Raw genomic sequence first — 20,116 nt, forward strand, 5'->3', positions numbered from 1 at the left:
TTAATTAGCAATCTCAAAAACTATTGCCTCAACAGCACCTGTTGCAGAGTTTATAACACCTACATCCGTTTTTACTTCTGACATTCTTACCCAAACACCTCCATAGCAGTCACCAAAACCAAATGCACCCCAAATAAGTTTATGCGGTGTCCATTCGTTTTGCTCATTAGGAGCTGAGAATCCTAATGAATCACTAAATTCCTGTGCAATAAAAGCGCAGCTTTTTAACGCTGTTTCCAATGCTTCATTCCACTCACTGTCATTTAAAAATTTACCAATAAAAACATCTTTGCCCTGGTAACCTCTTGATGCTTTTATCACAAATTGTTCTTTATTGGTTTTAAGAAATTCCGGAAGATCAATTTCTTTGTTTTTGAAAATTGTTTTTTTATTTTCGACAAACGAAGTCCATGGAATACTTTTAAGGATTAATGCATTTTCTTCAGGTGAAAATTTTCCTTTCTGTGCCAATTCTAATAATAAAGACAAATTACGCTTATCTCCAAGCATACTCAACCCAATATGATCCGGCAAATAGACCTTGTCCATCATAAAAGCTCTGAATACTACAGGAGTAACATTGACATCCATAGTTAAAACTATTATCCCGTGAATAATTTTATCACCCAGGCGTAAATTCCCATCGATTAACTCCATCGAATCCATATTACCTGTAAAAACCTCGCCTTTTAAACCACGTTTATCGAGTTCCTGTTTGAAAAAAATATCAAGAAAATCAAGGCTTTGCTTCTTTTCTAATTCATCCTGAATGTCTCTCATGTCAACAAACAAATTAAGTGTCTTATTTTTGTTGCCAACAAACTTAATAATGTGTTCAACAAGAAATTTAATATAAAGCTGCATGGTGTTTCTTGTTCTGTAATTCTCTTTTTTATTCTCATCTGCTAATTCCGGGTGATTTCTTCTAATTAAAGTTTCAAAATTTTGTATCTGCCATCCTCCTAGCGATGATCCAATGTTGGCTTCTAAAATTTTAAATCCGTCTTGCGTATAAGTAAGGTCTAACCGACATCCAATTTCAAGATTTTTTGCATGACACATCATGGCGAATTCTGCCAGTATCTCATTTCCTTCAAAATAAAAATCAGCTATTTTTTTAATATCATCCTCAAAATATAATGCTGGTATTTTTTGCATTAATCCTGGTATTTTTAATGACATCTCTTTTAACTCGTCCGTCATATCTTTATTGATGAGTACCGGCCATGCAGTTACCGGATATTTATAAATTTTAAACGCATCCGGAACTGATGCATCATTAGTATCTATTCTTGATGGAAAGCTGCTATTTGTTCTGAATTCCTGAAATTTGTCTGAAAGAATTGTGTATTCTTCTGTTAAGTGTGCAATCATAAGAACTGTTTTAATATATTAATTTGATATTTTTTTGATTGAAGTAAGAAAGCATAATAGCGTTATTGGTTTTATAGTATTCCCCAATAAAATAAGTAAACCGCTAAAAGAAAGTTGGAGAAAATAACTGAAAAAATGATGCTTCTTTCGTTAGTTTTCCTAATAGTGAGAATATAACACAATAATGTTAAAACTAAGCATACCGAAAAAACGGAAGCCAATAAAAGTACATATCTGAAATCCTCAGGAAGACCAAACGCCAAAATATAGTAGTTTTGCTGTGAAACAGCCAATATTGCCATAAGTAAGCTTACAAAAAACACCAACCCTGTAATTGAAGTAATGATTACAAGAATCCTAATTATTTTATCCTGCAACACCGTGTAATTGCTTTTTATCAACTTTATTAGGTATATAAAAATAAAGGCAAGCATAATTCCTAAAGCAATTACTAAAGGGAATAAAAAAATAGGATCCGGATTATTGATGCTTTTCCCTGTATTGGCTATCCCTTTATTATTAATAATGTCTGTAACAAGCTTTATTTTTTTTGCTTCGCTAAAAGCATTAACATCCAATTTCTCAGTAGGATTATTGATGAATTTCTCTACTACTCCATATCCAATTTTTGTAAAACTAGGCACGTGTCCGTATGTGTTTGCATCAATATTAGTCGCTTTGAGTTTTTCTGCAAGTTTTTTTCCGTTGTTTTGAGGTGTAATTGGGTCAAATTCACCTGAGAAAATCAAAGTTTTATATTTGGCAGAAGAAAGATTGGAAAGATCATAATGTACTTTTGAAGCTGCAGGTCTATCAGCATTCCACGCATTACATACTTCAAAATCAGACTTGTAAAATGAAATCCCTCCATTTAATCCTTCAAACTGGGATGCATTTTGCTGGTATTGAGAAAAATCATTGTTAGGAAGTGCCTCGTTACAGCTCACGCAATAATAAACACCATAATCCATACTTAGCAAACTCGAAAATGCGCTTACCAGATTTCCTAATGGTTCTTTTTTTCTTTCATAAAACTGATAAATCAGCATCGGAATAACTTCGACTAACTGCTTGTTGTAAAGCGCCTGCTGGACAGCCACCTTAAAATCTTCGGCGTTGTATGTAAAACTGCCTGAAGGAATAAGGGATTTATCTACCGATACTTTGAGCGGATTTTTCTCCAAATCAGCAATAACTTTATAGTACACTTTTTCTAAATCCGGATATTCTTCATTGGTTTTTTTATCCTTTTTACAGATTTCAAATACTTTCTGCAAGCTATTTATGTAATTTGAGGTATTATCAACATAATAGGTCGAAATATCATAAACCGCAGAATCCAGTATCAGTGATTTAATGTCATCCGGATAATTACTGGCATATACCTGTGCAATGTAAGTTCCATAAGAAACCCCATATACATTCCAGTTTTTATAATTTAAAATTGTTTTTAAGGCGTGAAGATCTTTTGCGATATTGAAACTATTATAAGCGTCAATATTTACACCTCTACTGATAAGATCTTGTTTAGAAGTCATGATAACATTCGTTTTTTGCTTCTCATCTTCTTCTGCGGGTTGGTTTTTAGCCAAAATCTCCAGCATTTTCTGTCCAAGATTTTCAGACAGCCTGGGCTGCGAGTATCCGGTTCCTCTAACATCAAATACAATAATATCATTGTTTTTTCTAAGCGGATGATCAAGCCATGTCCAAATATTATCTATACCGCTTGCTCCAGGTCCGCCTTGTACAAACACAACCGCATTATCGTTTTTTGCAGGTGTTGACTTCTTTAATATTGCTACTGCAATTTTTATTGTTTTTCCATTTTTTGAATTCCATGTTTCCGGGACATTTAGATATCCCCAAACGATATCACCTGCATAAGGCTGCTGAATCTGCATAAAAGCAGGGCTCTTTTTAAAACTAACATTTTGAGCTTTCATGCTGCCTTGAAAGAGCACCATTAAAAAAGTGATAATTGTAATTTTTAATTTTAATTTCATAATATTTTAAATATTCAAGTTTTAAAAATTGAACCCTATTTCAATGGTTCTTTCGCTTTCGATGGCCAATTCTATATTTAACTCGTTTAAAGTTCTGTTTGAGTTCTTTAGAATTTCTGATAATAGTTTTTCATACTTTAACTGAAGCAGCTCAATCGTTTCTTTTTCATAATTTGCCGTATTATAATTTATGATTCCTGAAACCGCTTTTTCATTTACAGCAAAAGTGATTAATAAAGGCAGTCTGCTGTAAGATTCATTTATAGGAAATAATTGAAGCTGCAAATCTTCATTTACTGAAATGTTCGTATAATCAAAAGAAGGATTTTGTAATACCAATAAGGCATCCAATCTTAATTGATTCTGTATCGATTCTGGAATATCCTGATGTGCATCAATCAGCAGTAAATTCTCATGTACTGCCTGAAGCACTTCCAGAATGGTCTGTTCTGGATTTGAAGTGGTTCTCAGCGGCAATGTCTTTACAAACATTCCTAATTGATTGTGCCATTCTGAACGGGTTCTGCCCGAATTAACCGTTCCTATACAAAAATCATCATTGCCATACATTTTGTATATCAATATGTTGAATACTCCCACCAGCAAAGTATGAAGTGACAAATCATGTTCAAGCGCGAAAGTATTCAGCTGAAGTCCGTTTAGGGATTCATATATAAAGCTATTTTGTGCTCCTGAACGGCTTTCTTCAAAAGATTTTTTGTCAAAAGTCACCTTGTTTTTCCATAAGTAACCTTTCAGATAATCATTCCAGAAATTTAGATTTTTTTCATTTGTACTTTCAATCTGTTTGTTATGCCATACCGCATAATCCTTAAATTGAAACTTTAGCGGCGGCTGTTCTTTCGGGTGGTCTATTGTTTGATATTTACTGACAAACTCACTAATTAAAATCTCCAGTGACCATCCGTCCATTACAATATGATGCGTAACAAAAACCAAATAAGAATCTCCATTGTTCTGATGAAATAATGCAACTCTCAAAAGAGGTTCTTTTTCTAAATCAAAGACTTTATCAGCATATCTTTCCAGAGCTTTTGCTATTTTATCTTCTTCCACAAAAAATTCATGAGCTGCAATAGCTTCTTCTTCCTTTGTGAAAATTTTCTGAAACGGAATTCCTTCTACTTCAATAAAATTCGTTCTTAATGTTTCGTGTTTCTTTTGTATTTCTACAAACACCCTGTCTAGAACAGTTTTATCGATTTCTCCTTTAATTTTAAACACCGCAGACATATTATAGGCGATTGATTTTTCGTCTTGCTGCGAAGCCAACCAAATATGGTATTGCGACGGAGTTATTGGATAATAAAGACTTTCAGCTGCAGGCATTATAGTAATGTCCTGATCTGTTTCTTTTTTCTCCAGATATTCTGAAAGGGATTCTATATCAGGATAATTAAAAACATCTTTCAGGGTTATTTTATAATGCAATTGATCATGCACACGATTGATTAATTTTACGGCATTTAAGGAATGTCCGCCGAGTGCAAAAAAATTATCTGTTATGCTTAATCCGCTTTCTATCCATAAAATTTCCTTATAATACTCGTGAAGTTTAATTTGAATTTCTGTACTAGGTTCCACATAAGAATCTATGTTGTTTGCAACCACAATCTCACGCAGTGAAAGTGCTTTCCTGTCTATCTTTTTATTAGGCGTAAGCGGAAATTCATCTACACACAGTATAGTATGCGGAATCATATATTCCGGCAATTCTTCTCTTAGGGAATGAATAATAAGACGAGGATCAAAATCCTTTACATCTGCAATTACATAAGCAATTAAAAGCGCTTCCTGATTGCTATTTTTCTGAGCCACAACTACAGAACCTTTAAGGTTTTCTATCTGATTCAGTTTGGTTTCGATTTCGCCAAGTTCTATACGGTATCCTCTTATTTTTACCTGATTATCATTACGTCCCAGAAATTCGATTTCTCCTTTTGCATTCCATTTTCCTAAATCGCCGGTATTGTATATTTTCTTATTTGGATTAAATGGGCTGTGAATGAATTTTTCATTCGTCAGTTCTTGATTTTTAAAGTATCCCTGAGCCAATCCATCGCCTCCAATATAAATACTTCCAACGCTTCCTATAGGCAGGATCTGCATATAATCATCCAGAATGTAAAATTCAGTATTATGAATAGGCTTGCCAATGTTTGATGCTTCACTAGTTTGCGTTATTTTTTTACAGCTGGACCAAATTGTTGTTTCGGTTGGGCCATACATATTCCACAATTCTGAGTTCGTTTCAATTAGTTTATCGGCTAATGTTTCGCTTAACAAATCACCTCCGCATAAAACTTTAACCGCTTTATTTCCTTTCCATCCTGCATTGTAAAGCATTTGATAGAAACTTGGAGTCGCCTGGATAATAGTAGGCTTTAGTTCATCTAATTTTGCCACCGTCAGCAAAGGATCAGATAAAAGTTCCTGACTTGCAATGTATAATGACGCTCCAGAAATTAAGGGCGCAAAAAACTCCAGTATAGAAATATCAAAAGATTGTGTTGTTACTGAAAACAAGTAATCTTCTTTTTCTATTTTTGGTTTGTGCTGCATGCTTATTAAAAAGTTGAGCAATGATTTATGACTTATCGCCACGCCTTTAGGATTTCCCGTTGATCCTGACGTATAAATAATATAAGCCGTGTTTGCAGCCGGCACTTCTCTTAATTTGATCTCCGAAGCAGCTTCATTGTTCAGTATATCCTCAACCTCAACCATTACTCTGTTAAAGCTCCAGTTAGAACTTAAATCTCGGGTTGTAATAATTTGCTGTACTTCACTGTGGGCAATGATATATTCAAGGCGGTCTTCCGGGAATGATGGATCCAGCGGAATATAGGCACTTCCTGACTTTAGAACGCCTAATAAAACAGCCGCCAGATAAGCCGAACGATCCATTAGTACCGCTACTGGCAAAGGATCAATTTCGTTTGTGTTTTTTTGCAGGTAACGTGCTATTTTATCTGAATATAGATCCAGCTCACGGTAGGTGAATTCTTTTTCCTCATCTTTAAGAACAATTTTATCCGGAGTATTACTTAACTGCTCGTTGAAAGCATCTATCAACGTAGTTTCCTCACGATAAGAAAATTGTGTTTGATTAAAGCCTTCTAGTAATTGTCCTTTTTCAGTTTCTGTAATATATTTATATTCAAAAAGCGATTGTACAGGATTATTAATTACATCCAAAAGCAATGTTTCGAAATGAACCACAACCCTCGAAATGTCTTCCTGGCTGAAATAATTGACATTGTAATCAAAATCAATTTTCACATCTTCTAATTGGTCAAATTCACGGATGTAAATGGCCAAAGCCACACGTTCTGAATGATGGGATAACGGAATTACTTTAGTTTCGGTATTTATAAAATGGTCTGCATAATTCTGTTTTTCGTATGACAAGGTGATATTAAAAAGTCTGTCATTTTCCTGAAACAATCCCAGTTCTTTAATCAATTTCCCTAAAGGAAATCTTTGATGGCGATAATCCTGACGCAGTTGCAGCTTGATGTTTTTTATCAGTTCCTCAAAATTATGATCCTGTTGAAATTGTATACGCAAAGGAGAAACTCCCATAAACAACCCTACCGTTTTTTTGAAGGAAGATTTTCCTCTGTTCAGTACAGGAAGCCCAATTGTAAAATCAGCATTTTGATGTTTTCTTCCAAAATAAAGATATAAAACTCCTAATATGACGTGAAATGTTGTACATCCCAGACTTTTGCTCAATTGCTCCAGTTCATTGTAAACTGCACGTTTTATAATGATTTCTTTGCGTTTGCTTTCATTGGGTTTGTCACTGTTTCCTTTTTTTTCTAGTAACTGTTCCGGCAGGTGTTCAAATTTCTGTTTCCAGTAGTTCTTATCCTTTTCATATTCTTGGGATAAAAAATAGGTTTGATCGTCTTGAACAAAATCCTTATAGGTAAAAGGATATTCTGATGTGACATTTCCAAAAAGTACAATCTCATTATAGTTTTTCACTAATCTCTGGAACATTAAAGAAGTTCCCCATCCGTCTGTAATGATGTGATGGTATACTGAAAATAAATAATGTTGGGATTCACTTACTTTTATCAGAATAAATTTGTGCAGCAACTCCTTATCTTCCAATTTAATGGAGATTTCAAACCTTTTCTGCATGAATTCATTCGCTTCTTCATCAGCATTTTGACTGAATGAAAAATCCAGATATTCTAAAACCGAATCATGATTTTCAGCAATTTGAATTGTTACTTCTTCTTCAGATTGGTTTAGGATACTCCTGTAGGAATCATGCTGATCGATTAATTTTATATAAGCCTGGTTTAAAATTTCGTAAACAATATTTCCCTCAATACTGATTTTCGCCCCTATGTTATAGATGGGATCATCCGGAAACATCAACTGCTCAAAATAAACATCTTGTTGTGGAAGTGTAAGTTTCATTTTTTTTTAATTTTATAAATCGGGTGTTTATATTTACTAAAAACCATCAATTAATAGAGATTGTTTGTTTTTTTCAACAAAAGCTCGTGATGCTGATTGAGATTCAGCAGCCAGCTGTTTGTAAAGCTCATCCGAAGACAATAATTTTTCAAGAGCATCAATCCATGGCTTAATATCTTCTTGTACAGGAACTAAACTGTTAAAGCTCTTATACGGATTTACAGGTAACAGAAAGTCTACTCCAAGCTTAGCTTCTGAGAGTCCGCCAACATCACTGCCTAAAACCGGTATTCCTCTTAACATCGCTTCTACGATTACCATCCCAAAAGCTTCATCCCACAAAGATGGAGTCAATAATATATGAGTCATCTCATAAATAGGGTCTACTGGCGTCATTGGCTCAATTATTTTTATATTGGGCAAACTCTCCATTTCTTTTAACTGACTTGGGTATAAATCACCCCAGGTAGTTACAGTTAAAAAACTAACATCTGGAAATTGCTTTGCAAGCTTTATAAAAATTGGAAGACCTTTAAAATTTGAGGCATTAATTAAGGTCACATATTTGTTTTTGTTCTCTGGTATTTGGTAGCTCAAATATTTATTATCATTTTCTATTAAAGGATAAACTACCTGACAATTTAAATCTAAACCAGACCATTTTAAAAGATACTCTTTCATATAATTACTTGGTAAAAGAAAACCATCCATAATTTTATGAATTTTCTTTATTCTACTTTCTTTAAAAATAGTCTCCTTTGAAGAAAACATTGCCATTGGTCCAAAACAAGACATTATACTAGTAGAGATTACTGGTATTAATTTAGGTTTTTTAAGCTCTGTTACTGCGGAGAAATCTGCGGCAATTTCCATTCGTTCCACCCATCCATCCATTAAAATATAATCTGGATTTATTTCCTTATTTATAGATTTATAATATTGAATTACGGCTTGGAAATAAGGTTCTGTATAAAAGTTATATTTCCATTTATTAAAAATTGCCAGCTTACGCCATAGCCCTTTTCCATGGCTTAAAGCAGAAAATAATATGTGAATTAAGTTTTTTCTGTTTCGTAAAATATTAGATCCTGTTCTGTACAAAAAAATGCTTTTAAGTCTTATGAAAAATAATTTGTTCTTTTTGCTAATTTCTTTTTTCGATTTATATGTAAATGTTATTACTTCAAAAGGTTCTCCTATAATTTTATCAATATATAGTAAAGGGTGCTCTTCAGATTCTACAGAATATCCTTTTTCCTTGTATTCATTAATGGCTTTATTTCTATCTGTACTTTCTTCAACCAGATTACAATACAACGTACATTTGTGTCCGTGTGAAGCAAGTTTAGCTAAGTGTTGTTGATTATACTTACTGGATCCTGTTGGTTTTTTATTGGCAAATGGCTCAATTGAGTAAAATAATATATTCATTTGGTTTATGTTTATATGCGGTTTATTAATGTATTAATAGCTTATTTTAAAAAGTATAATGGATATCAATTAGTTAAACCCAAAAGTTTTCTTCCAGTTTTTCTTCTTTTTTGAATTTTATATCCTTAACAATTTTTCCTGCATCAAATTTTATAATTCTATCTGCCTGATTAAAATAGGCATCATCATGAGTTACAGCTATTATAGTTTTTCCTTCTTCTCTAAATTTTGGAATTAATTCTTCATAAAAAAACTTTCTAAAATGCGGGTCCTGATCTGCTGCCCATTCGTCTAAAACCAGTATCGATTTAGATTCTAAAAGAGAAAAGATTAAGGATACTCTTTTACTTTGTCCTTTTGAAAAATTCCTTCTAACCGATTCTTCATTGTCATTAAGAATCGTTTTGTCTAATTTCATTAGTTTAACCAATTGATCATATTTCTTGTTTCCTTTAATATTATAATCATCATAATTGTTGGAAAAAATATGATTATCAGTAAATACGGCAGACATACAATCTTGAAGTTTACTTTTTTCGGCAGCTATTATTTTCTCATTATTAAGAAAAATACCGCCGCTCATAGGCTCGTAAAGATTTGTAAGTAAATTAATGAAAGTACTTTTACCGCTTCCATTTCCTCCTACAATGAAAATAGTTTCCCCCTGATTTATTTCAAGATTAATTGGGCCTAGAGTAAATGAGTAATCTTCTGATTCGTTTTTGTAATTATAAACTACATCTCTAAATTCCAATTTCTCAAATGTTGTATCTGCTATTTCTTTAAAAGCTGGAGCTGTATTATTTGTGGTTATTTTAAAGTCTTCCAAAAATTTGACAATTCTTTTATTTGCCACCACGAATCGTGTATACATTTGCTGCAGGTTAATCAAGTTGTTGATTGGTCCTGATATAAATAATAGAATTACAACATAAGAAATCATTTCTTCATGATTTAATAATCCTAAGGCTGGCAAGACAAACAATATTACCCCAATGAGCACGTACAATCCGTATTGGCTGATTAAATTTATGGACAGGAAAATATAATTGATTTTAAAATCCAGTTCTTTAGCCTGATCCCTGTTTGGATTTAAGAAATTATTCATCAATTTTTCCCTTCTGAAAAAATTGATTTTCAACTCTTTAAAACCATTCATAACATCATCTACATATTTATAATAATCTTCATTGTAAGTTCTCAGCTTATCTACTTGTTTCGACATGGAATTCATTACAAAAAAATAGGATCCAGCCACAATAATTATCAGACAAATGACAATAAAAGCAGAAACAAAGGAAATCGTAAACATGTAAGCAAGACACAAAATGAGCATTAATACCGAATTTACAGTATGGGTAATGGTATACGGTAAAAGAGAAAATGTTCTTAAATCCTCGACAGCAGTAAAGAAACGCTGCGGCCCAAACTTCTCTAGTTTTATTAATGGAGCTTTTAAGATTTGAGAGAAAACTTTTTTCTCATTCTCATATAGCAAATCAAAAGAAAATTTATTCAACCTCTTTTGAAAAACAATATTCAATAAATAAGTGTATACAATCATGGAGAAAAAAACGATGCCAATATAGCTGTTGACTACACTCATTTTTCCTGATAACACATTATTTATTATGTAGATGATACCAAAACTTAAAAGCGTGTTTGGCAGAGCATATAATAATAAATAAAAAACATTTTTGGCCTTTAATTTTAACATTTTAAATAGTTTTTAAGTATAATATACTGGTTAGTATGCTTTTATCAAATCATCTGCTTTAGTGTAATCAATAATGGTCTGCATTAATTCCGAAGGGTACGAATGGATAAAAAAATGGTTGCCTTCAAAAATCCTATGTGAAAACAGTTCAGATGTAAAATTTTTCCAGTTTTCTATTTGACCTGCTTTCTTTTCAGAATCTCCCATCATGGCATGAATGGGTATTTTAATTTCAATTTCTCTAAGTGAGAGATCTTCTTTTTCGAGTACTTCAAAATCTGCTCTTATAATGGGCGAAAAGAAATCATACATTTCTTCAGATTCCAATATTGCTTCAGGAATACCGCCCAGTTCTCTCAGTTCCTTTTTAAAATCTTCATCATTCATTAAATATCTTTTGGGCTGGATAACTTCTTTACCCTGAGCATCTATTTCTTTTGCTCCGGGCCCGGCATTTCCAGAAACGATGAGGAATTCTGGAGGATCAAGTAAATCCTCCATTATTTTTGCCGTAAATAATCCTATAGTGGCTCCCATACTATGACCGTATATCAGATATTTATCATTATTTCTAAGACTCTTTATCTGGTCTGCATAATCTGCTGCTGCTGAATCAATATCGAAAACAAAAGGTTCTCCAAATCTTTGTCCTCTTCCGGGCAATTCCAGCGGAAACAATTGAATGTTGGATTTCAAGTATCTTTTTAAAAAATCAAAAGAGTATTTGTTACCTCCCGCAAAGTGTAATAAAAAAATCTGCATCTGTTCTGTATGTTTAAGTTATATTCCCGCTCTTTTTCTCTCTTCCTCATTTCCTGAATCTCTTGCACCGCCTTTAATCTTTTTATTTCCAAACTTATATGACAAAGACATTCTGAAATATCTATTGGTGTCATACATTTGATAGGTTTGTTCTATATTATTAATGTATGATGTAAGTTTTGCAGGTCCTGTATTGAATATATCATAAACACCGGCAGCAATTTGAAGATTATCTTTCATCATACTATAGCGCATAATCAAGTCTACGCTAAAAGCTTCGCTGTTTTTAAACAGCATACTTTTAGATGGCGAACTGTACCAATAATTCAGCTGACCTTTAAGTGTTTTAGATTTATTAAGGAGGAAAGTATTGAATGTACTAAAATAAAAAGCTGCTCCATTTTGCTCTTGTGCAATTACATTTTTATTGTAAAAATCTGATTTTGAATAACTCAAACTCAGGGTATTTTGACTTTCTAACCATGGAATTTCATTAAACGAATACGTTTCGGTAAGACCATAATTGTAAAGGTTAAAGAAATTTTCTCTGGTAATTATCTGCTCATTTGTCTGCTCATTAACCAGAAACAAAGGGCCAAAACCGTCAGTTGTAATACTCAAAAACAAATTGGTGGTTAAATTCTTTTTATAAGTATGGCTTAACTCTATATTGTCTGTAAAAGAAGGCTGCAGAAAAGGATTTCCAACAGAATAAATGTTACTGTTTACATAAAATCTAAAAGGATTTAGAAATGCATAATTGGGTCTGTTAATTCTTTTTCCATAATTAAGTGAGAAATCATTGTTATCATTCATTGCGTATGAAAGATAAAATGTAGGAAATATTTTCCAGTAAGAATTTTTCGTTGTTTGATCTAAAGATTTAGATACCCCTTTTGTACTGGTGTTTTCATACCTGAACCCCAGCTGGGTTTTCCATTTAGCAGTTATATCCTTAGAACCACTAATATATAATGCACCTGTATTCTCCTTATATTCAAATATATCTGTTAATTGTTCATTTAATACCGGGGAACCAGTTATTGTATTATAGTACTCGGGATTATTATTATTATCACTAAAACTTATTCTTCCTCCATAAGAAAGGTTGAAGCCATTAATAGGATGTTCCATATCAATTCTGGCACTATAATTGGAAATTTCCTGACCTATTTTATTATTAGCGGAAGTGATAAGATTTAAAAAATCATATGAACTGGTATAGCTATTTGTTTTAAAATCTCTATCCTGAGAGGAATTAAAATCAAAGTAGTCCAAGTCGATTGTTAATTTTCTTCCAATAGTATCCATTTCAGTGGCAAAATGCAGGTTAAGTGAATTATTGTACACTTTAACATCTGTTAATCCGTTTGTAACCAATAAGGAATCTACAGTCTGGTTATTATTATAGATTTTAGTCACAGATCCATCACGCATATCTGGTCTTTGGCCTGTTCTCATATATTGGAATCCCACGGTTGTTCTTTTGCTTAAGTCATAATCGAACTCAATTCTTCCGGATAAATTTCTCTGCTCTTCTACCCTTTTCAGTTTTGTTTTCCATAATCCGTCTGGGTAAAAAACCTCAAGATGCTCTATTTCCTGATAATCCCCATAACGCCCGTTTATGTTGAATAAAAATTTCACTTTATTTTTATTATAGTTAAAGTTATTCCCTAATGAGGAGTACCCATAATCAGCCTGAACATGAGAATAATTAATAGCATTACTCCAGGAATTTCTGCGTCCTTTTTTAAACACGATATTTATAAGACCACTATTGCCCGCAGCAACGTATTTTGCAGGAGGGTTTGTGATAATTTCTATTGTTTTAATGTCATCAGCAGAAATTGTTGCCAAAAAATTACTCAATTCTTCTCCTGTTAATTCCATTATTTTTCCATCAATCAGCACTTTCATTTCACTTTTTCCAATCATCACGATTTCATTATTCTGAATCCTGATTCCGGGAGCCACTTTTAATGCATCGAGTGCATCGCCGCCACTTGCAGATATATTGTTTTCTACATTAAAAACAATCCTGTCAATTTTTCTTTCTATTACTTTTTTTCTTGAAACAACTTCAACTTCTTTTAAAGTGTTTGCTTTTTGCTCCAATACGATATCATTAAAAACCTGTTTACTTTCAAGATTAATTTGTTTTGTCCATTCATTGTATCCTATATAATTAACTATAAGAGTATAAATGCCTTCTTTAGCAGAAAGCACAAAGTTTCCCTGCTCATCAGTAACAACTCCTGCTACAATACTGCCATCTGGATTTGTCAGGACTACATTTGCAAAAGGAAGAACCTCTTTTTTATCCTGCACTTTCCCAGAAATCTCAATTTGAGAAAAAGCCATATAAGGCATGATAAATAATAAGAAGAATTTGATATTTAAAAATTTCATTATTTGTGTGGTTTATTTAATTATTTAATATTGTTTTATTTAGTCCCAGAAAATCTTTCTTTAGCAAAAACTCCAATGATACTGACGGAAAGCGGTTATAGTATTCTAATTTGCTTACAAGTGTTAATTCTATTGTATTGTTGTAAACAACACAGGTTAAATCAACCCCTTTTGTGTAATCATTTTTATTGAATGTTGTTGAAATGACCGGCTCATTATTTTCTTCATTTTTAAAATGATCCAGCACCTGATAGTTAAAAATGCCTATTGTTGCTTTTTCCAAATCAATTTTTCTTTCATTATAAAGATCTTCCCTGATTTGTTCGTTTGGCACAGCCTGATGACCCAGCATTTCTAAATAATCGAAATAGACACTTTTAACATCAGAATCAGCAGAAAACGGTAAAATTGACATTGGCAGAAAATTGCTTATCATTCCTAAAGTCTGATCTATTTCGGGATTGTTATACGCTTCATTCCTGCAGCTGGCAATTATATTCATTACTGCCTGGTCAAGATTCATTTGCTGTAAAAGATTATAATAGCTTGTCAAGAACATGGCATTTAAAGGCAGATTCATTTCATTGGCTTTTCTTTTCAGGTTCTCCAATGATTTACCGCTTAAAGCCGCTTTTTGCACAATACAATCCGAATATTCTGTTTCTACAACTTTAGAATAGGAAACCTTTTTTAATTTGTCCTGCCAGTATGCACGGCTTTTGAGTGCTGCTTTTGTTTGTAGAAAATCTCTTTGATACGCCGAAAAATCAAAATTTGAATAGGTATTAAGAATAACTTCTTCTCCGTTAAAATAATCCTGCAGCTTTTGTTCTATAATCGCATTCGTATACATATCTGTAATACCGTGATGAATGGCAGCGAGCAAATAAGTCGGCTGATTTTTTGATGTGATGACAAAGAGTCTTATGTATTCTTTATGGAATATATCGTAAGGCTCATGGAAAAAATCGCGAACAATATTTTCAACACCAACTGAATCTGCCATTAATTGTTCAAGATCTTCATAACGGATATCCAATTTGACTTTATCAGTATCCAGCATGGTTTGAAAAACAGCATTATCTTCTTTTTCAAAACCAACAGAAAGAAAATGTGCCTGTTTTAAAAATTGTCTGAATTGATTTTCAAATATTTCTCTTGAAAAATCATTTATCTGGATTGGATTCAAAATACCATGATTTTGTTTTGATCGTATAAATGCCATTTGATTTTTAGAAACCTCAACCTTATCTCCTATTTTCCACTTTTTAGCAAGTGAAATAGATTCATCTATATAATTCGGTATTTCACCAGATTCTTCATCCGAAAGCATAGAAATCAAGTTTTTTAGATGAATTTCATAACTTTGGGCTAATTTTTTTACTGTTTCTTCCAGATAAGTTTTTTTAGAATATCTAATAGAAAAATGCAGTTCTTTAGAAGACATCATTCCTAAAACGCTTAACAATTGTAAATTCCCGTTAAGATGAGATGTACTGTTTCCTATGGAATCTGAAGAATATTCGAAGAAAGATTCTTTATCATTCCCTACTTCGCTTCCAAAATCTCCCAGATAATTAAACTCAATTGAAGGAACAGTTTCACTGAAAGTCCTGCCGCTTAAATACTTCAGTATTCCATAGCCAATTCCTTTGTTTGGTATTTGATTGAGTTTCTTCTTAACATGCATCAAATTAGCTATATAATTGTTGTTTTCGGGAATTTCCAAAAGGAAAGGAAAAACTGTGGTAAACCACCCTATAGTTCTTGTTATATCAATGTCTTCAAAAATATCCTCCCTGCCATGTCCTTCGAGTTTCAGGAGCATTTTAGAGCTATTAAATGTTTCATTAACAGCCATTCCCAATGCTGTAAGAAGGATATCGTTTATTTCTGTTTTATCTGAAATCCCGCTTTTTTTCGATTGCAGCAATGCAGTAAAATTACTTTGAATAACAATAGATTCTGAAGCATCATATTCCAACACGCTTTCCTTACACGGCAGATCTTTAGGTAATGCTGGAATCTCAGATTCGCAGACCGTTATCCAATACTTTTCTTCCTCTAATAGCGCTGCTGTTTCTGCATGTTCTTTTAATGACAATGACCATTCCTTGAACGAATTTGTTTTTAATGGCAAAGTCAATGGTAAATTCTGCTGGCTCTGCTGAAATAAAAGCGATAAATCTTCTAATATAACACGCCACGAAACTCCATCTACAACTAAATGGTGTACAATCAATGCCAAACGGTCTCCATCTGATAATTTAAAATGCACCGCTTTAAATAAAGACCCTGACTCTAAAATGAATCCTGCCTGAAGCTCTGTTCCAAGGGTTTCCATTTTCTCCAATTGATTTGAAAAATGAGTCAAATCGTAAGTGTGCACAGAAAAAGATCCGGAATAGTCTTCATTATATTGGTTCCAATTACCGGCCCCATTTTTATAAACCATTCTTAAGGCATCATGATGGTTTACCAGTTTTTCAAGGCAATGGTTGAGGATTTGTGAGTCGATAGCATTTTTGCTTTTTAAAACCACTGACTGGTTGAAGTGATGGTGCACTTTAAAACCTGAATCATTAAAGAAGAAATGCTGAATAGGCGTTAAAGGTACTTCTCCAATAACTTTTTCCTGATTTATTGTTCCTTCGTTTATGGTTATGGCTTTACTCAACTCCATGAAATTTCTGGAAATCAATATATCCTTGGCGCTGATTTTATAGCCTTTCTGCTTTAACTTCGAGATAAGCTGAATGGATTTTATAGAATCTCCGCCAACATTGTAAAAGTTATCCAAAAGTCCCAATTTCTCAATGTTTAAAACCGTTGCCGCTGTTTCTACCAATAATTTTTCTAATGCGTTTTCTGGAGCCAGATATTCCGTTACTTCAATCGTGGCATTCAGCAGTGACAGTGCATTTTTATCTACTTTACCATTAGTAGTTAATGGCATTTCATCTACAATAATGATATGTTTTGGAAGCATGTATTCCGGCAAAAACGCTCGTAAGTTATCTCGTAATTCATTAACATCAATATCTTTACCAACAACATAAGCAACAATAAACTTATCATTTTCCTGCTCCTTTATTAAACTAATGGCATGTGAAATATTCTTTTGAGAAATGAGGGCATTTTCAATTTCTCCCAGTTCTATTCTATAGCCTCTTATTTTTACTTGATCATCTTTTCTTCCTAAAAATTCAATATTGCCATCTGGAAGCCATCTTGCTATATCTCCTGTTCTGTATAAGCGTTCATCTTGTTTGAATGGATTGACAATGAATTTTTCTTCTGTAAGGTCTGGACGATTTACGTAGCCTCGCGCTAACTGTTTACCGGCTATACAAAGCTCTCCTTCAACTCCTTTTGGGGTTAACTGTAAATATTCGCTAAGAATATAAATTTGTGTATTCCCTATCGGTTTTCCTATTGTAACAATTCCTCCATCCAAAATAGAATGTTCGGTCATGGTCGCACATACGCTGTTTTCTGTAGGGCCGTAAGCATTAACAACCCTAACACCTTTGTCTTGTAGAAATCTAACTGCGTCTATATTTAAACTTTCGCCAGCCGAAACTACCGTTTTCATTTCTACCAATTCATCCAGAATTATTGCCTGATATGAAGGTGGTAACGTTGCTAGTTTAACATCGTGCTTTTTTAATAACGCTGTCATTTTATTGGTATCTAATATCTCCTCTTTAGATGGGATGATAAGTACAGCACCAGCTAATAAGCTTGTAAAAATTTCTGAACAAGAAGCATCAAAACCAATTGAGGCAAATTGAAGCGTTTTTAATTTTGGTGTAACTTCAAAAAAATCTATTTGATTTTTAACTAAATTGTAAAATCCTCCATGTTCTATTATTACGCCTTTTGGCTTTCCTGTAGTACCAGAAGTATATATTACATATACAATATCATTAAGAGATATACTAACAGCTAAAGGTTTTTCTGAAAATGCTGAATAGAAATGTTCATCTAAATTGGCAATAGAAAAATCTTTTTCATCGCTAAATTTATCTTTTAAACTAGATTGCGAAAGAATCAGTTTTGCTTGAGTATCGTCTAAAATGTATTTTATTCTGTCTTTTGGTAAGCTTGGATCTATTGGCACATAAGCTGCTCCTGATTTTAATATCCCCAAAATTCCAATTATCATTTCCAGTGATCTTTCTACACATATAGGTACAAATTGTCCGGTTTTAACTCCTTGGCTTCTTAGAAAATTAGCAACTTTGTTTGATTTGGTATCTAAGTCCGTATAAGATATTTGTTCGTTCTTAAATATACATGCTGTTTCATCCGGGTTTTTTAGAACTTCTTGGTTAAACAAATCAAGAATATTTTCATTTTCAGAATAATCTTTATAGGTATCATTAAACTTTACCAACAACTCATATTCTTCTTCGTTTGATAAATAATTTACGTTATCTATTCTCTGATTAGGATTATCTAATAAACTTTTTGTCAATTGTTTGAAATGCTTCATCAGTCCCTCAATCGTTGACTGATTATATATATCAGTATTGAATACGATATCTAACTTCAAATATTTCCCTTCCTCTCTAAACGTTAAATCAAGATCGGATACTGTTCCTTTTGTTCCATTTGATTTAATACTATCTATTTGATATTCTTCTAAATGAAAATCATTAGCATTATTATCAATGGCATTTTGAAACAAGAACATAACATCAAATAGAATTCCTCTGCTGTGATCTCTCTTTAGCTGCAATTTATTTACCAATTGATCAAACGGATAAGATTGATGATCGTAAGCCGTCAATGTCTCTTCTTTAGTTTTTTGGCAGAAGGAAATAAAATCATCCTCAGGATTTATAGCATTTCTTAAGATTATGGTATTGATAAAACACCCTACTAAATACTTTAAATCTAAATGATCCCTTCCGGCAACTGCCGTTCCTATGATAATGTCTTTAGAACCTGTGTATTTGTATAACAAAACATTCCATAAGCTAAGTAATCCCATGAATAAACTAAGTCCGTTTTCTTCACAATACAACTTAAATCTTTTGGTTACCTCTTCAGATAAATAGGTTTCCAGACTAATTCCGTTATATGTTTTAACAGGCGGACGCGAAGTATACGAAGGCAGATCCAGTACCGGTAACTCTCCGGAAAGTTTATTTGTCCAATATTTTTCCTGAGTCTCATTTTGTTCTCCCTCTTGTTTTTCCTTCCATACCGTATAATCTTTATACTGAATACGGAGCGGAGGCAAATTGGGTTCGGTATTTTCTTTATGAGCTTTATAAAATGCTAAAATATCGTTGACCAAAACTTCCAGAGACCAAGTATCACTGATTATATGATGAATATTGAAATACAGAACAAAACAATCCTCGTCTGTTTGAAAAATACTGGCTCTCAATAAAGATTCCTGATCGAGTAAAAAAGGAGTTACAACATCTTCTTTAATAACGTTTTGCAGTACTTTTTCTTGATCTGGATTGTTTTTATAATCGTAATAGTTTACTTGGAACCCTGCTTTCTCTCTTGATAAAATCCATTGTTTTATGTTCCCTTGCTGATCTTCCTTGAAAATAGTGCGCAATGTCTCGTGTCTGTCAACAGCGGCATTAATCGCTTTTATTAAAGCTGCAACATCATAATCTCCTTTTAGCGTAAAATAATTAGGAACGTTATAAGTAACTGAGATTTCATCTGAACTACAGGATAGCCAAATACGATACTGGCTTGAGGATAGAGGATAACATTCTCTCTGATCCGTCAATGGAATCTCCTTATAAGATTGAGTATTTGAATATTTCTTTAAAAATGAAATTATTTCAATTTTATTACTGCGAATCTTATCCAATAAACCGGCATCAGGTGTATCGCCCTGATAGCTTAGTTTTAGTTCTTCCTGATCTAAAAAGAGTGAGACATTTTTCTCTTCAAGTTCATTTAAAAGCTCAATCATATT

8 protein-coding genes are annotated in these 20,116 nt (G+C 33.0%); all 8 read right to left on the reverse strand.

Annotation, left to right across the window (positions count from 1 at the left end):
- A complete protein-coding gene (locus tag ACIDC4_RS19370; protein WP_412044005.1) occupies positions 1–1,374 on the reverse strand; it encodes an ATP-grasp domain-containing protein in 1,374 nt (457 codons plus the stop codon).
- Between the two features lie 71 nt (positions 1,375–1,445).
- On the reverse strand, positions 1,446–3,380 hold the full coding sequence (locus ACIDC4_RS19375) for an alpha/beta fold hydrolase (protein WP_412044006.1): 1,935 nt from the start codon (positions 3,378–3,380) through the stop codon (positions 1,446–1,448).
- 21 nt (positions 3,381–3,401) lie between these two features.
- On the reverse strand, positions 3,402–7,838 hold the full coding sequence (locus ACIDC4_RS19380; protein ID WP_412044007.1) for an amino acid adenylation domain-containing protein: 4,437 nt from the start codon (positions 7,836–7,838) through the stop codon (positions 3,402–3,404).
- A 36-nt stretch (positions 7,839–7,874) separates the two neighbouring features.
- The gene (locus tag ACIDC4_RS19385) at positions 7,875–9,269 is read right to left on the reverse strand and encodes a glycosyltransferase family 4 protein (protein WP_412044008.1); all 1,395 of its coding nucleotides are present in this window, start codon (positions 9,267–9,269) and stop codon (positions 7,875–7,877) included.
- Between the two features lie 73 nt (positions 9,270–9,342).
- Positions 9,343–10,986, reverse strand: a complete 1,644-nt coding sequence (locus tag ACIDC4_RS19390; protein WP_412044009.1) for a cyclic peptide export ABC transporter — start codon at positions 10,984–10,986, stop codon at positions 9,343–9,345.
- A gap of 30 nt (positions 10,987–11,016) precedes the next feature.
- Complete coding sequence (locus tag ACIDC4_RS19395; RefSeq protein ID WP_412044010.1) at positions 11,017–11,748, reverse strand: thioesterase II family protein; 732 nt, start codon at positions 11,746–11,748, stop codon at positions 11,017–11,019.
- An 18-nt stretch (positions 11,749–11,766) separates the two neighbouring features.
- Positions 11,767–14,160: a TonB-dependent receptor domain-containing protein gene (locus ACIDC4_RS19400; RefSeq protein ID WP_412044011.1), complete on the reverse strand. Its 2,394-nt coding sequence runs from the start codon at positions 14,158–14,160 to the stop codon at positions 11,767–11,769.
- A gap of 16 nt (positions 14,161–14,176) precedes the next feature.
- Positions 14,177–20,113, reverse strand: a complete 5,937-nt coding sequence (locus ACIDC4_RS19405) for an amino acid adenylation domain-containing protein (RefSeq protein WP_412044012.1) — start codon at positions 20,111–20,113, stop codon at positions 14,177–14,179.
- Positions 20,114–20,116: the final 3 nt, after the last annotated feature.

It is taken from the genome of Flavobacterium sp. C3NV (assembly GCF_046825355.2).
In the GTDB taxonomy this organism is placed as follows: domain Bacteria; phylum Bacteroidota; class Bacteroidia; order Flavobacteriales; family Flavobacteriaceae; genus Flavobacterium.